Genomic DNA, 15,980 nt, shown 5'->3' on the forward strand with positions numbered 1-15,980 from the left:
TACCCTTTTTTTTAGTCCGCGTAGGCGGACTTTATTTGTATAGCAGCAATTTCCAATCGCCAGGAAAAGTGGAGTTTTCAAGGCGGATATTGGATTACGAAAAGAAACTGTAAAGCCGACTCTAAATAAAGTTGTACGAACCAAAATAGAGGCGGTACAACTCGCAGCTTAGCGTACAGCGGTTGTTATCGATATGAATCAGCCCCATACTAAATAATTTAGAAGCCACTATCGGATCTAATTCCACTCCGTGTTCCGATTTTACCACTTGTTTCAGTGCAACCATAAGTTCGGGATACTCTTGGAATGTGGCCCAAAAACTCCGCAAGTAATCTTTATAAATTCCCGCTATTGTGGGAGCTTCTTGTAGTAGCCGATCTAGCGTTACACTGTTTTGACAGAGGTGGTAAAGAGCTAGCCGCACTAGATAAGGATGTCCCCCCACCATTGCCATCAGTCGATCGGCATTGGAGCCATCTGTCCAATCCACTCCGTGACGCTGGGCTAAAGCAAGTATCTGCTCTTCTGTAAAATAGGGCAATTGCAGCGGTAAACCGATATTAAAAGGCGATTCAGTGAGCTTTAAAGGAATATAAATTTCTGTGGAGTGAAGAACGATTAACCGCAGTTTTCCCAAGGTTTCAATCCGCTTTGCTTCTTCATGCCAGCTTCGCAGCAGCGGCAAAAATTCTCTGGCAATTTTTGGATACTCAAAAATTATATTTACTTCATTTAAAGCTAACACAAAAGGTGTACTTATTTCTGCTAATATATATTGTTGCAAATAGATGGTGCAGCTTACTTTGCTACCCATGTCTTCATCCCAATAATCATCTAATAGGGGTGGTAATTCTAGGTGACGGCTGATGTTGGCACAAAACCAGCGTAAAAATTTATCGATATTGACTAAAACAGCTTCCTCGGCTTGCTGAAAATCTAAACTTACAGTTCGATAGTCAAGAGAAGTCGCGCGCTCTAAAATCCGTAGCAGAAGGGAACTTTTTCCCATCTTCCTGGGAGCTTTAATCCGCAGCACACTTCCTGGTTTGGTAATCTCTCGATAGGCGAGTTCTTCAATTAGCGGGTGAGGGATATAAAATGGCGAACCGAGGGGCACGGGAGAGCCGGGAAATTCTAAAGGTGTTGCGAGGGATTGGCTGCGGGTGAATTCTTCAATTAATTCTCGTTCCTCTGCGGTTAGGGAACGTGATTCTAAACAAGAGCGAAAATTTGATTTGCTAATAGATGTCTGCAAGATTTGAGAGAGAGATTTCCACAAGGATGAGGCTATGTTTCTCAGGTAATGCTCTCCGTAATGAGAGGCAGATGCAATACTTGTATAAGTTTTTCCTTCCCAAACTTGGCGAAGTATGATTTCTTGTACGGGATATAAATCTTTTTGTAATCGCACACGAGTTAGCTGTAGTACCTCATCTATCGTCATAACTGGCAATAACCATATAAGTGTATCGTTGATATTATCACTTATGATTGAGTGTAAAGCTCAGAGCGATCGCCTATTGGATTCCCACACGCTCCTGTCGCGATATTTTTGAGGGGGTAATTGGTCAAATCGGTTAAATATCCCCGAAGAGTATCACTGTCAATAATCAAGAATTCCCTCGCGGGGTAGTGGCGGGTGTATTTGGGAGCATCTCAATGAAAGCAGGCCTCCGCTAGAAATTGGAGTTTTGAGGCAGGAGGCAGGAGGCAGGAGGCAGGAGGGAAGAGGGAAGAGGAAGAAGGAAGGAGCCAGAAGAAGTGTTTTTACAAATATGAGATGCTCCCGGTGTATTTAACCTGTCTGCACTCTTCAAGGGTAAAAGAGTGAACCAACCTCTACAGGTTTTTGAGAATGGTTCTCTTCGTTAAGTTGAATCCGTGACATCCGTTAAATCTGGTGATTTCCCCGTTGCCTGACTCAGGGCTGTTTCATTCTCTTGTAGGGGGAGCCACTCTTTGCTGCCCCCATGTCCCAAACGCCTGTGCAGTCGTCTGTGGCGGGGTAGGCACGGGGAGTAGGGGTAGCACTACAAGAGTCAAAATTCATGTTTTTGGTGAGAATGAAACAGCCCTGCGTTGCCTGACCGATCGCTGAGTGCTATAACCCAATTTTAATGGGCGCTGGCGCTCTTACTGGAAAGGAATCTGCGCTCAGTTTTTCTCGATCGTTGCCCAAAATGTCATCCCGGTGTCACAGTTGATAGTGAAGGCAGAATTAAAAATGTGACAGTTGACTTTGCTAAAGCTGAGTCTATTGATGTTAATTTAATTAACAGTAGTTTCAGATCGCTGCATTTACCGATCGCAAGTGTTAAGTCCCAAAGTCTAATTCTTATTTTTGTACCCCCATTTTTTAAGTTTTTCCAGTAATCACCTCTGAAAAATATTAGCAAATAACCGAGTTGATTTAATGCAAATGGTTCATAAAATGTTCCCAAATTATTTTATTCCTCACGGTCATTGCTACTTGTGGAAGCCTGGATTAGTGGGGCTACACGTTTTGTCCGATGGTTTGATAGCCGTCGCTTATTTTTTGATACCGATTACGCTGATTTATATTGTCAAAAAACGGCAAGACGTACCTTTTGACTGGGTTTTCATGCTGTTCGGCTCTTTTATTATCTGCTGCGGGATTACTCATATTATGGAAATATGGACGCTGTGGCATCCTAATTATTGGTTCTCGGGTTTTCTTAAAGGGATTACGGCGCTGATTTCGCTATGTACCGCAGCCGTGCTGGTGGAACTAATCCCAAAAATCTTGGCTATTCCCAGTCCCGATCAATTGGCGGCGGCAAATTTGGCTTTACAAAATGAGATTGGCGATCGCAAACAAGCTCAGGAAGCACTCTCGGAATTAATGCTAGAATTGGAAAAACGGGTTATCGAGAGGACGATCGCTTTAGAAGTTGCTAATGAACGTTTGCAACAGGAAAATCGCGATCGCTCTTTGGCGGAAAATTCATTGCGGCACTCGGAAGCTAAACTGCGAGAGCAGACTCAGCAATTAGAGAACGCTCTGCAACAACTTAAAGGCGCTCAAGCTCAACTCGTACAAACTGAAAAAATGTCCTCTTTGGGGCAAATGGTAGCTGGGGTTGCTCACGAAATAAATAACCCTGTGAACTTCATTTATGGCAATCTGATTCCGGCTGAGGAATACATTAAAGATATTGTGGCATTGATTAAGGCTTATCAAGTTTATTACCCCACTCCGGCGCCGGAAATTGCAGATAAGATTCACACTATAGAACTCGATTTTATTTTAAAAGACTTGCAAAAACTTTTTGGTTCGATCAAAATTGGAGCAGAGCGAATTAAGGAGATTGTTAAGTCTTTACGAACTTTCTCGCGGTTAGACGAAGCCGACATGAAAAAAGTAAATATCCATGAAGGTCTCGATAGCACTTTAATGATTTTGCAGCACCGCTTGAAAGAACAACCAAACCGGCCGCCTATCCAAGTGATTAAAGAGTATGGAGATTTGCCAGAATTGGAATGCTACGCTGGGCAGCTTAACCAAGTATTTATGAATATTTGCTCTAATGCTATTGATGCTTTAGAACAGATTGTACAGCAGGGATATTTGACCCACGGCTATTGGGAAAATAATTTCTCTGACAACTTACAAAACACCCATTGCCCACTACTAAAAATTCGCATCCGCACCCTTTTAGTTGATGGCAAGTGGGTGCAGATTCACATTGCTGATAATGGCAGTGGCATAGATTATGATGCGATCGCTAAAATTTACGATCCATTTTATACAACGAAACCTATTGGTGCTGGTACCGGGCTGGGTTTGGCGATTTCTTATCAGATTATTAAAGCCCATGAAGGTTATTTGCGCTGCACTTCCGAGGTGGGGAGAGGTACGGAGTTTATCATTGAAATTCCGTTGCGATCGCAATTTGGCGAGCGCCACCGACTGCCAAAGCAAGCTGTTATGAACAAGGTGGGTTTAGGCGTTAATAAATAATGCTGAAGCCAGCTACCATTTTCGGTGACTTTTATTTTTTGCTTAACTTAGGCATCATCAAATCCCTATTATCTGCCAATAACAAGTATTATGTGGGAAGCACTCAAAAACATATTTTCCCCGACTCAGTATATGCCTCACGGTCATTGCTATCTTTGGCAAACGCCTTTAGTGTGGCTGCACGTAACTGGGGACTTTTTAATCGCGATCGCCTACTATTCAATTCCGGCGATGCTGATTTATTTTATTTTCAAGCGGCGCGATGTTCCTTTTTTAGGAATATTTGGTTTATTTGGTGCATTTATTATTCTGTGCGGCACGGGTCACTTGCTCGACATTTGGACGTTGTGGCATTCCGCTTATTGGCTGTCGGGGATTGAAAAAGCAATTACTGCACTGGTTTCCTGCTTCACTGCCGCCTCAATGGTAACACTATTGCCCCAGTTTTTGTCTTTAAAAACCCCCCAAGAATTAGAGGCAATAAATCGCAAGTTGCAAAGTGAGATTGCTGTGCGTGAAGAGGCAGAATTAGCGTTGCGCTACGCTTATGATGACTTAGAAATTAAAGTTCAAGAACGCACTGCAGAGTTGAGAGAAATTAACGGTTATTTAGAAGCAGAAATTAAAGAAAAAATTGTCGCTGAATCTGCTTTACGCGAACGAGAAACTAGGTTAACCGAACAACAAACAGGCTTGCTAGAATTAGCCAAAAATTCTAGTATCTACGAGGGAAATATCAGCGAGGCGTTGAGAGAGATTACGCAAATGGCAACTCGTACCCTGAATGTCGATCGGGCAAGTATTTGGTTTTATCAGGAAGATAAATCCGCAATGTGCTGTGCGGATCTTTACGAACTGACGCCCGATCGACACAGCGCCGGTGCAGAACTGAAAGTTGCTGAGTATCCTAGCTATTTCCAAGCTTTGAATACAGAACAGGTACTCGCAGCGGTTGATGCCCAAACCGATCCGCGAACCCTAGAATTTAGCGAATCTTATTTGAGGCCATTAAACATCTCGTCGATGCTAGATGTTCCTATTACCCATAAAGGGCAAATTGCGGGTGTAATTTGTTTAGAACATCTGGGAACGACCAGGAATTGGACGCTGGACGAACAAAGCTTCGCTAGCTATGTGGCGCAGATCGCAGCTTTAGCAATGGAAGCTCGCGATCGCAAGCAAGCCGAGTTAAACTTGCGTTCTGTCACCGAACGTTTGCAATATTTGCTGGCGACTACCCCGGCGGTGATTTTTAGCTGCAAATTAGGGGGAAATTATGACGTAACGTTTGTCAGCGATAATATTGTTTCAATGATTGGTTACGAAGCCAGAGAATTTCTTGATGGTTCCCTTGATTGGCATAGCCTGGTTCATCCAGACGATCGAGAGATTGTTGATACTTCATTCGCTCAGATATTGGAAAAAGAATCGATTTCCTACGAATACCGCGAACGGCACAAAGACGGTGGTTATCGCTGGATATACGATGAGGTTAAGTTAGTCAAAGATGCTGCTGGTCTACCTGTGGAGTGCGTGGGTTATGGAGTAGATATTACTGCTCGCAAACAGGCGGAACTAGCCTTGCAGCAGCAAGTAAAAAGGGAGCGGCTAGTTAATTCCATTCAAGAGCGGATTCGCTCCTCTCTTAACCTAGAAGAAGTAATGACAATGGCTGTGGAAGAAATTCGCCATTTTTTGTCAACTGATAGAACAGTTATTTACCGCTTTAATCCAGATTGGAGTGGATTTATAGCCGTCGAATCGGTATCCGTCGGTACGATGCCGATTTTGGGAATTGACATTAATGACCCTTGTTTTCGAGAACACTACGTCTCTGTTTACGAGCAGGGACACCTGCGCGCGATCGACAATATTTATACAGCAGGTATTTCAGAGTGCCACATTAATTTACTGAGCGAGTTGGAAATTAAAGCTAACCTCGTGGTTCCCATTTTGCAAGGTAAAAAACTATGGGGGCTACTCATTGCTCATCACTGCCACAGTCAAAGGCATTGGAGCTCTTCTGAGATAGAATCTCTCAAGCAAATTTCCGTGCAGCTAGCAATTGCCATCCAGCAATCCACCCTTTTTGAACAAGCCAAAACAGAAATTGCCGATCGCAAATTAGCAGAAACAGCATTACAAAAAGCTGTTGTAGCTGCTGATACAGCTAACCGCGCCAAGAGCGAATTCCTTTCTTCTATGAGCCATGAACTGCGGACTCCCCTGAATGCCATTCTCGGATTTAGTCAGGTGATGGTGCGCGATTCATCTCTCAACAATCAACACCAACAGCACCTAGAAATTATTAATCGCGCCGGCGAACACTTGCTTTCGCTAATTAATGACATTTTGGAAATGTCCAAAATTGAAGCGGGCCGAAGTCAGCTTAATGAAAGCAGTTTTAATTTAATGCGCTTGCTGAAAACCTTAGAAGAAATGTTTCGATTAAAAGCTAAATCTAAGAAATTGCAGCTAAATTTGGAAGTGGGTGACGGTGTACCGCACTTTGTTAGTGGAGATGAAGGTAAACTGCGGCAAATTTTGATTAATCTTGTAGGAAATGCGATCAAGTTTACAGAGATGGGTAGCGTTACTTTGCGAGTTAAAAAGAAGGTAGAAGAAAGTTTGGGCGCTGAAAACGCAGAGTTTTCGGACACACAAACAAAACTTGCCGACGCGGCTTCTGAACATTCCGAAAGCTTAGCGGTTGAAACCACAGCTATACAAAGAAAACCCGGATGGTGCACTGGTTTTAATCACTCCGAAAGCTTGGCAGACTTTAATTGTGTAGATGCTAATTACCTTCACCCGGAATTGTTACGCCTTCAGTTTGAAATTGAAGATACTGGCCTTGGCATTTACCCTGAAGAGATAAATAAGTTATTTGAACCCTTTGAGCAAACAAAAACAGGTCAAAATTCTCAACAGGGGACTGGATTAGGTTTACCAATTAGCCGCAAATTTGTACAAATGATGGGAGGAGATATTACTGTCATCAGTACACCTGAGTTGGGAAGTAAGTTTGTATTTGATATTCAAATCAGCCTTGCCCCTCTCAGCGAGATTAAAATCCTTAAACCGCAGAAAAAAGTAATTGCTTTAGCACCGAATCAACCAGAATACCGGATTTTGGTTGTTGACGATCGCGCGGATAATTGCCTAGTCATAGAGAGATTATTGTCACCACTAGGCATCCTCGTGCGATCGGCTAGAGATGGTCAAGAAGCTATTGCTGTATGGGAGGATTGGCAACCGCACCTGATCTGGATGGATATGCAGATGCCTGTCATGGATGGCTATGAAGCCACAAGACAAATTAAAGCTCATCCTCTTGGAAAACAAACTGCAATAGTTGCTCTTACTGCTAGCGCTTTTGAAGAAGAACGACAAACTATTTTAGGAGCAGGCTGCGATGATTTCATGCGTAAACCTTTCGAGGCAAAGATATTATTTGCAAAAATGGAAGAACTTTTAGGATTGCGTTACATTTACGAGGAATCTGTTGATGCACCACTAGACAATGACAGCGAAATTAGCGGAGTGACTAGCAATCAATCCGTCGAGTTACAACTCAGTCAAATGCCTCTTGAGTGGGTAGAACAGATATCTCATGCCGCTCATGAATGCTGCGATGAGAAAATTGTCAAGTTGATTGAGGAAATGCCTAGCCAGTTGGCTTTTTCCGCACAATATTTAACTACTTTGGTGCAGGATTTCCTATTTGACGATATTATAGAGATAGCACAATCAGCAGTTGCATCGAGGTAAAAATACCTCTTTTCAATCAATGTAATTGGAGGAAAAATTTATATTTTAAAAAATCTAAGTTTAAGCCCATATAGCGTCTCGTTGCTATCTTATTTTATGCGAGACAATATCCTTTTATATGGTTTCGTTTTTGTTGAGGTAAAATTCTTAAGTGTTAATATCTTTTATTTTGAAAAACTACCGTGAGCGAGTGCATGGACAGCTATCAATATCCTACAATTCAAGCCAACATTTTAGTAGTTGATGATAAGCCCGATAATGTGCGGCTTTTATCTACAATATTGACCGAACAAGGGTATCAGGTTCGTAAAGCGCTGAACGGGCAAAGGGCGATCGCTACAGTGCAAGAGTTTCCGCCGACTCTAATTTTGCTGGACGTGATGATGCCAGAAATGAATGGATATGAGGTATGTGCAAAGTTGAAAGCTTCACCAAAAACCAGTTCCATTCCCGTGATTTTCTTAAGCGCCTTAGATGACGTTTTAGATAAGGTGAAAGCTTTTGATGTGGGAGCCGTTGACTATATTACTAAACCTTTTCAAGGTAAAGAAGTATTGGCACGAGTGGCGAATCAGTTAACAATTCAAAGTCAACAACAGTTACTTCAAGAGCAAACGAAGCAATTCCAAGAACTTGTCGAACGTTTGCAAAACGAAATTAAAGAGCGGCAGGGGGTGGAGCTAGCTTTACGGCTTGCTCAAACAAAGTCGGATCATTTATTGCTGAATATTTTACCAGCAGCGATTGTTGAAAATTTGAAAAAGGGCGAGGGTTCTCCGGCCCAGAGGTTTGATTCAGCAACAGTTCTTTTTGCCGATATTGTCGATTTTACGTCTATTGCTGCTAGAATGTTACCTCTAGAATTGGTAAATGTACTAAACCAGATTTTTTCAAGGTTTGACCAACTAACTGAAAAACACGGTTTGGAAAAAATTAAAACAATTGGAGATGCTTATATGGTAGCGGGGGGGTTGCCGGTGCCGAGGGCAGATCATGTAGAAGCGATCGCGAATATGGCCTTGGATATGCAGGAAGCGATCGCTGATTTTCAAACTGACAGAGGCGAACCATTTCAAATTCGGATTGGCATTCATACAGGGCCAGTAGTTGCGGGCGTAATTGGCACTAAAAAATTTAGCTATGACTTGTGGGGAGATACTGTTAATGTTGCTTCTCGGATGGAATGTCAAGGATTACCGGGATATATTCAAGTTACTACAGCTATTTACGAACTGTTAAAAGATCGGTATTTATTTGAGGAAAGAGGTGCGATCGCGGTTAAAGGAAAAGGAGAGATGATCGCCTATTGGTTAAAAGCTAAAAAAAATAATTCAGCGGTTGAAAGCGATGCTTGTCTAACGCAGTCCACTCCTACGGAACTAAGAGAGTACCCACATACCCCACTTCTTTAAGAAGTCGGGTATCTAACCTAGGAGCTATGGATGAACGTCGAGCTAATCCTTAAAAAATGAAAACAATTTGCAGTTGCCAATTTGTATTTTCCCGGACGATTTCAATGCGATCGATAAATTCTCGAAAGTAAAACCTGCGTTCTGATTCTGATAAATCGAGCCAAAATTGCGACAGGGAAACTGTTTGGGCAATTTCTCGCAAATTTACTGGGGGTAGTTGCGCTAATTTGCTTTGCAGTTCGGCAATTTCGGTGCGGATTTTGTAGGCTCTAAACTCTGCCGTTTCCGTGTCTAATATGCCGCTTTCAATCAGGGCCCAAAGTTGCTCTATGATTTCTTGTTTCGATGCGATCGCCCTGACAATTCCTGCTTTCATTCCATTCATATTCGGCATTTGCAACCCAGCAACAGCATCGGGTAAATCCCGACAAATACCGGCGATGGTTAATTGCAATACTTCATCGTAGGAAAGGCCACTACATTTAGGCTGTTTTGGACAGTTAATCGGTCGCAAATAAAGGTATTCTTTTTCTTTGCGGTAGGAGGTGACTTTGGCAACTGTCATGGGCGATTTGCATTCGGCACAAATTGCTAAACCTGCGAGGGAACGTGGGGCGCTAGCGCTGCGAGGAGAAAGGCAGCGGTTGCGGCGCAGCAACCTGTCTATTTGGGCGGCTTCTTCTCTGGAAATAATCGGGACGTGGGTGTTAGAAATTACTTGGCCGTTTTGATATTCTAAATCGCCTCGGTAGGCGGGATTTGTCAGCCAGCGGCGGCCGGTACTTACAGAAATTTTTTTGTTGTATTTCTTGGCTAAATACCGCACGGAACCTCGCAATGAACCGTAAATTAAAAAGTGTTCAAAAAAGTCTTTGACGGTGGGGGCGGTGGTTTTATCGATCGTATAACAATCTTTGCCGCGCCGGTAGCCGTAGGGAGCCTTACCCGGTGGCATCCGGGATTTGATGCGGTTGCGCGCGTGTCCTTTGCGAATACTCCGGCTGTGTTGGCTGCGCTGGATTTCTGCGAGGATTTGCAGCAAGTTTTTGCGGTTTCTTGGTTCTGTTTCTTCTTGGACAATGATTTCGACGCCGAGGTTTTCGAGTTGGGCGAGGTGCGAACACACTTGCTGCAATGTGTCGCCTAGTTCTTCAAACCGCTGAATTAATAAGTATTTGACTGGTTCTGTTTGGCAGTCTTTGAGGAGTTGCTGCAGTTGTTGTCGCCCTCCTAAGTCTTGATAGGTGCGATCGACTTCTTGACCCCAAATTTCCGGTGCGGGTGCTGCTTCCAGTAGCGGTTCGGTGTAAGAATAAGCGATGATTTTCATCTGTTACTCGCTGAGTTCGATGATATTGCCGTCGGGATCTTGGGTAAATAATGCCGATCGACCTGACGCACTCATTTGGAACGGGCAATTGTGAGCGATTAACTGTTGTTTTGCTGCCTCTAAGTTGGCCACAGAAAATGCTAGATGTCGGTTGCGTCCCCATTTGGCATGGTCTACGGCATCTGGGATAATTGTTGCACCTAAAATTAGGTGGAGCTGGAAGTCGCCGATTTGATACCAGATTCCAGGAAATTTTAAGTCGCGATCGATTTTTTGCAGTTTTAGTACGGTGCTGTAAAAGTGTTGGGATTGTTCCAGGTTGGAGATGAGGATGGCGCTGTGGAGGGATTGAGTAATTTGCATTTTTGTTGGGATTTATGGTTTTTTTTTTACCGCTGATGCAGGCTGATGAACGCAGTTTTTTTGCGGTTGGTTGAGTTTTTGATATGATAACATTGTCCGTCGCTCTTAATATATCCATTATCAAGTCTTGTAACAAAAAACTGCCCGCTGGGAGTGTTTTTAACAATGGTTTCTCAAAAAAGTGCGATCGTCTCCAGAGCGGGCAAAATCCGTCTCCGCAATGTCTTGGTAGTTCCCTTTGTTCTCCAAATTTTGGCCGCTGTGGGCTGCGTTGGCTATCTCTCTTACAGAAACGGAGAGCAGATAGTCAACAATATTGTTAGTCAGTTGCGCCACGAAGTGAGTGCGAGAGTTTACGAACGTGTTCAAACCTATCTGGAAGCTCCGCCACTGGTGAATCAGATCAATCAGGATGCTGTACCTTTGGGGGTGTTGAACTTTGACGATTTGGAGCAAGCTAGACCATATTTTTGGAAACAAGTTCTGCAATTTAAGTCGATCGGTCACGCGGGAATTGCCAACGAAAAAGGTCAGTACCTGCGTGTGGGTTGGGTAAATCGGCTGGTTGGACTGGAACAACCTCAGCTTGCCCAGCAACTGATTCCGGGGGGCGGCGACTTGATATATTACAACCTTGACGAGAATGGAAACCCGACAACAATCGAAAAAAACACGCCCAATTATGACGTTCGCACGCGCCCTTTTTACAGAGTAGCTGTTGAGAAGAAACAGGCAGCTTGGAGTGAAGTTTATATTAATTTTGGCTACGGTACGCTGCAAATTAATGCGAGTCTACCCTATTATGATGCCGAAGGGAAACTAATTGGCGTGCTGACTTGCCAGATGGGACTAGATCAAATTCGCCAATTCCTGCAAACCTTAAGAGTGGGTAATTCCGGTCAAGTATTTATCATTGAACCCCAGGGTGAGTTAATAGCCACCTCGCTTAAAGAACAGCCTCTTTCGGTGGGAACCGGTAAAGATACAAAGCGGATCAAAGCACAGGAAAGCAGCAACAGGCTGATGCGTCAAAGTGTGCTTTATCTGCTCGATCGCTTCAAGCGTTTGGAAGACATCGATCAAACAGTTCAACTTGACTTTTATCTGAACGGTGAGCGGCAATTTATCCAAGTTTCTCCGTTAACAGACAAGTACGGCCTCAATTGGCTGAGTGTAGTAGTAGTTCCTGAAGCGGACTTTATGGCGCAAATTTATGCTAACACTCGCCAGACCATTTTGCTGTGTATTGTGGCTCTCATTGTCTCTGTTGCAATGGGTATTTTCACCGCTAGCTGGATTACTCGCCCCCTAAACCAAATTGCTCAAGCTTCAGAATATCTAGCAGGTGGTGCTCTCAACCAGAACGTTGATTCCAGTCGGATTTGGGAAATTGAAACCTTAAGAAATTCCTTTAATAGCATGGCGAGACAACTGCAAGAATCCTTGGAAACGCTAGAAGATAAAGTCAAAGAACGTACCTCGGAACTCGCCACCGCCACTAAACAAATTGCCGCTCTCAACCAGCGTCTGAAAGCGGAAAACTTCCGCATGAGTTCCGAACTCGATATGCTAAAACAAATGCAGCAGTTGATTCTGCCAAAACCTGCCGAACTTGCAGCTATTGAAGATTTAGATATTGCCGGATTTATGGAACCAGCCTCGGAAGTAGGTGGTGATTACTACGACGTACTTTGTACTAACGGGGTTGTCACAATTTGTATTGGTGATGTCACCGGACACGGATTAGAAAGCGGCATTTTGATGGTGATGACTCAAGCTGCTGTCCGCACTCTTCAGGAAATGCAAGAATCCAACCCGGTGCGTTTTTTAGATACCCTCAACCGCACTATTTATAAAAATGTTCAGCGCATGAACTCCGACAAAAATATGACACTAGCTTTGCTCAACTATGCCGATCGCACAATTAGTATCAGCGGTCAACACGAGGAAACTCTTGTGGTCAGGAAAGGTGGTAAAATCCAGCGAATAGACACCATTAATTTAGGATTTCCGCTCGCCTTAGATGAGGATATTTCCCATTGGATTAGCCATGTTTTAGTAGACTTAGAGCCGGGGGACGGGGTGGTGCTTTACACTGACGGCATTCCCGAAGCTAGAAATATGCACAAAAAATTCTATGGTATTGAAAGACTCTGTGAAGTGGTTTCTCAAAACTGGCATTTGAGCGCCGAACAAATCAAGGAAGCCACCATCGCTGATTTGAGAAATTTTATTGGAAAACAAAAGGTTTTTGATGACATTACTTTGCTAGTATTGAAGCAACAGGGAAATATTGTGCATAATTGATTATTGACCGAAAGCATCCAGGATACAAGCCCCCGGATTCATTCCTTCGCAGACTCATAACCCAGAAATAAAAGACCTGTATCCCATGAAACTTGCCCCCCGAATTTATCCGTGGGGTCAATCTAAAATCTAAAATCTAAAATCTAAAATCGATTGACTGTCGTCAACCAGGTTTCTACGAGAAAGCTTGGATTTAGTCGCCAAGCATGGAACCAGCAACCGGATTTATCGCTTTGCCCGTGTAAGTTATAATAATTTACAGCGAGGAAGTCAAACAACTTTGCGCTTCCAGATTCGGAAGTATAAATTATGAAACCACAAATAAATTTAGCACCATCTAAATCTCCAGAAGAACTCCATACCCAGCTACAGGAGTTGAGCGAAAAACTTGAGGAAGTAGAGGATGAAAAAAATAGCTATGAAACCTTAGTAGAAATTATCACACAACACTCCACGGATCTGGAAAACCAGATCCATCATAAAAACCGAGAGATGCAGACTTACATTGAGCAGGTAAAAAAGGTTATAGATGCAGCTATTGCTGTAAAAAATAATAGCTTTGAACCCCAGATATTGTCAGATGTGGCAGCGCGCAGTGATGCACTGGGAGAACTAGCACAGGTATTTTCGCATATGGTGCAAACGGTGAAAGCGCGGGAACAAGAATTAGAGAAACTTTTGCAGGCTTACGGACGTTTTGTTCCCGCTGAATTTCTCCAATTTCTCGGCAAGCAGAGCATTGTTGATTTCCAGCTTGGAGATCACGTGAGCAAAGAGATGGCAATTATGTTTTCCGATATGCGTTCGTTTACCACGATGGCGGAGCAAATGACTCCTCAAGAAAATTTTGATTTCATCAATAACTATTTACAGCAAGTTAGTCCGGAAATTCGTAAGCACAATGGTTTTATTGTCAAGTATATTGGAGATGGAGTCATGGCAGTTTTTCCTGATGGCGTGGATGATGCTATTCAGGCAGGAATTGTGAAATTGGAGCAGTTGCATAAATACAATCAAAGCCGTAAAATAAATGGGGATATACCGCTGAAGATTGGCATTGGTATCCATGTGGGTGATACGATGGTTGGGATTATTGGAGATGCGAATCGGATGCAAGCAGATGCGCTCTCAGATCATGTCAATCTCACCGCTCGTCTGGAAGGTTTGACTAAGTATTATGGCGTATCTTTATTAATTTCTGGAGATGTGGTACAACGTTTGAGTCAACCAGAAAAGTATCATATCCGTTTTTTGGATCGGGCTATTGTCAAAGGTAGACAAGAAGCCATTACAGTTTGTGAGGTGTTAGATGTTGAAGTAGAACCAGTGCGATCGCTCAAAATTCAAACCTTGCCTATATTTGAGGAGGGACTCCAAGAATATTGTCAGGGAAATTTTGCTAAGGCCATTGTTTGTTTTGAACAGATAGTAGCACTAAATCCAGATGACAAGCCCAGTCAACTTTACCTAAAACGCATCCAATCGCTGTTAGAAAAGAGTATTCCGGCTAACTGGAATGGCGTGTGGAAATTCACCAAAAAGTGACCTTAATACCTCAATTAGAGCTAGAAAAATCATGACATCTGGAAGCTTAAAAACAATGACCCAAATCTTTGGAGAATTCATTGAAGAATTTCCTCCTGAACACGATTCCCTAGAACTGACATTTACTCCCAGTTCTCGCCCGATTAAACAGCGCTGGCGCAACAACAGGCTTTCAGCTCATTTTGTAGCCGATTATTTGTCTAGCTTTCTACCTGTGGATGAGGAGGATGCTAGCAGCGAGAAACGGATAAAAGAAAGCAAGGGAGCTGTGAGCTACGTAGCCAACGAACTGTTAGAAAATGCGATTAAATTTAATAACGATGATACTCATTACAAGGTCAAATTTGGCATACACTTTATTGGTGAAACAGAGGTGACGGCGGTAATTTTTGCCAGTAATAGTGTCACTTCAGAAGGGGCGAGTAAGTTGAAGGAGTTTATTGAAGAAATTATGGCTTCCGATCCCAATGAACTTTATTTGCAGCAGCTTGAAAAAAATGCAGAATCTGAAAGTGATACATCGGGATTGGGATTGCTGACGATGATTAATGACTATTCAGCTAAGATAGGTTGGAAATTCGAGCCCAGGCCAGATAGTGATACCATCATTGTTACGACTGTGGTTCAAATTAGGGTCTAGTTTCTAGCATTTCAATATTTACTCTCTTGTGCGATCGCACTATTTTAGTCAGGAAAAAAAATCACAATGGGCATTCAAGAAATTCAAGGTGAAGATTACAGCATTCAGTACGATCCAGAATCAGTCACAGTCACTTTCCAAGGCGAACTGAGCCTGAGCGGCCCAGCAGAGTATGCACCAATAGTCGAATTGTTAGATGAGGTCGCCCATCCCGAACCGCCTACTATTACCTTGAACCTAAAACAATTGGAATTTGTTAACAGTTCTGGTATCAGTATGCTGTCTAAATTTGTTATTAGCGTCCGAAAAAAGAAAACGATTCAACTTTTGGTATTGGGTTCAAATGATATTCCTTGGCAACAGAAATCTCTCAGAAATTTAGAAAAGCTGTTGCCAACTTTGAAGCTAGAATTAGCGTAGGATATGTGTAAATTTTAATTACAGTTAACACAGGCGGGACGCCCGTGCCACACATAGTTAACACAGGCGGGACGCCCGTGCCACACACAGTTAATACAGGCGGGACGCCCGTGCCACAGTTAACACAGGCGGGACGCCCGTGCCACACACAGTTAACACAGGCGGGACGCCCGTGCCACACACAGTTAACACAGGCGGGACGCCCGTGCC

At 43.2% G+C, this 15,980-nt stretch carries 10 protein-coding genes; 7 read left to right on the top strand and 3 right to left on the bottom strand.

Going from position 1 to position 15,980, the window contains the following annotated elements; genetic code table 11:
- Positions 1-121: 121 nt before the first annotated feature.
- Positions 122-1,411, bottom strand: a complete 1,290-nt coding sequence (locus QUB39_RS03890; protein ID WP_333485013.1) for an AAA-like domain-containing protein — start codon at positions 1,409-1,411, stop codon at positions 122-124.
- 1,002 nt (positions 1,412-2,413) lie between these two features.
- On the opposite strand from QUB39_RS03890, the gene QUB39_RS03895 reads away from it, so the two are divergent.
- The 3 genes from QUB39_RS03895 (at position 2,414) to QUB39_RS03905 (ending at position 9,165) form a co-directional block, all read left to right on the top strand.
- Positions 2,414-3,982, top strand: coding sequence for an ATP-binding protein (locus QUB39_RS03895; protein WP_333052968.1), 1,569 nt, complete (start codon positions 2,414-2,416; stop codon positions 3,980-3,982).
- A gap of 90 nt (positions 3,983-4,072) precedes the next feature.
- On the top strand, positions 4,073-7,753 hold the full coding sequence (locus QUB39_RS03900; protein ID WP_333052967.1) for a GAF domain-containing protein: 3,681 nt from the start codon (positions 4,073-4,075) through the stop codon (positions 7,751-7,753).
- A 194-nt stretch (positions 7,754-7,947) separates the two neighbouring features.
- Positions 7,948-9,165 (top strand): adenylate/guanylate cyclase domain-containing protein, encoded by a 1,218-nt coding sequence (locus tag QUB39_RS03905; RefSeq protein ID WP_333053144.1) that lies wholly within the window; start codon positions 7,948-7,950, stop codon positions 9,163-9,165.
- A 49-nt stretch (positions 9,166-9,214) separates the two neighbouring features.
- Here QUB39_RS03905 and QUB39_RS03910 read toward each other — a convergent pair whose 3' ends face one another.
- Positions 9,215-10,495, bottom strand: coding sequence for a recombinase family protein (locus QUB39_RS03910; RefSeq protein WP_333211046.1), 1,281 nt, complete (start codon positions 10,493-10,495; stop codon positions 9,215-9,217).
- Between the two features lie 3 nt (positions 10,496-10,498).
- A complete protein-coding gene (locus QUB39_RS03915) occupies positions 10,499-10,858 on the bottom strand; it encodes a VOC family protein (protein ID WP_333211044.1) in 360 nt (119 codons plus the stop codon).
- A gap of 165 nt (positions 10,859-11,023) precedes the next feature.
- On the opposite strand from QUB39_RS03915, the gene QUB39_RS03920 reads away from it, so the two are divergent.
- The 4 genes from QUB39_RS03920 to QUB39_RS03935 all read left to right on the top strand — a co-directional run bounded on the left by QUB39_RS03920 (position 11,024) and on the right by QUB39_RS03935 (position 15,770).
- Positions 11,024-13,165 carry a SpoIIE family protein phosphatase gene (locus tag QUB39_RS03920; protein ID WP_333211042.1) on the top strand — a complete coding sequence of 714 codons (2,142 nt, stop codon included), beginning with the start codon at positions 11,024-11,026 and terminating at the stop codon, positions 13,163-13,165.
- A gap of 309 nt (positions 13,166-13,474) precedes the next feature.
- The gene (locus QUB39_RS03925) at positions 13,475-14,710 is read left to right on the top strand and encodes an adenylate/guanylate cyclase domain-containing protein (protein ID WP_333052961.1); all 1,236 of its coding nucleotides are present in this window, start codon (positions 13,475-13,477) and stop codon (positions 14,708-14,710) included.
- Positions 14,711-14,741: 31 nt separating this feature from the next.
- Positions 14,742-15,350: a DUF6272 family protein gene (locus tag QUB39_RS03930; protein WP_333052959.1), complete on the top strand. Its 609-nt coding sequence runs from the start codon at positions 14,742-14,744 to the stop codon at positions 15,348-15,350.
- A gap of 66 nt (positions 15,351-15,416) precedes the next feature.
- Positions 15,417-15,770 carry a slr1659 superfamily regulator gene (locus QUB39_RS03935; protein WP_333211039.1) on the top strand — a complete coding sequence of 118 codons (354 nt, stop codon included), beginning with the start codon at positions 15,417-15,419 and terminating at the stop codon, positions 15,768-15,770.
- Positions 15,771-15,980: the final 210 nt, after the last annotated feature.

Origin of the sequence: Microcoleus sp. AT8-B5 (assembly GCF_036705565.1) — a bacterium.
Lineage (GTDB): Bacteria > Cyanobacteriota > Cyanobacteriia > Cyanobacteriales > Microcoleaceae > Microcoleus.

What these genes read in the sequence shown, in the direction of transcription:
- QUB39_RS03895 (WP_333052968.1), top strand. Translation starts at nt 2,414, where the DNA reads ATGCAAATGGTTCATAAAATGTTCCCAAATTATTTTATTCCTCACGGT.
- QUB39_RS03900 (WP_333052967.1), top strand. Translation starts at nt 4,073, where the DNA reads ATGTGGGAAGCACTCAAAAACATATTTTCCCCGACTCAGTATATGCCT.
- QUB39_RS03905 (WP_333053144.1), top strand. Translation starts at nt 7,948, where the DNA reads ATGGACAGCTATCAATATCCTACAATTCAAGCCAACATTTTAGTAGTT.
- QUB39_RS03910 (WP_333211046.1), bottom strand. Translation starts at nt 10,495, where the DNA reads ATGAAAATCATCGCTTATTCTTACACCGAACCGCTACTGGAAGCAGCA.
- QUB39_RS03915 (WP_333211044.1), bottom strand. Translation starts at nt 10,858, where the DNA reads ATGCAAATTACTCAATCCCTCCACAGCGCCATCCTCATCTCCAACCTG.
- QUB39_RS03920 (WP_333211042.1), top strand. Translation starts at nt 11,024, where the DNA reads ATGGTTTCTCAAAAAAGTGCGATCGTCTCCAGAGCGGGCAAAATCCGT.
- QUB39_RS03925 (WP_333052961.1), top strand. Translation starts at nt 13,475, where the DNA reads ATGAAACCACAAATAAATTTAGCACCATCTAAATCTCCAGAAGAACTC.
- QUB39_RS03930 (WP_333052959.1), top strand. Translation starts at nt 14,742, where the DNA reads ATGACATCTGGAAGCTTAAAAACAATGACCCAAATCTTTGGAGAATTC.
- QUB39_RS03935 (WP_333211039.1), top strand. Translation starts at nt 15,417, where the DNA reads ATGGGCATTCAAGAAATTCAAGGTGAAGATTACAGCATTCAGTACGAT.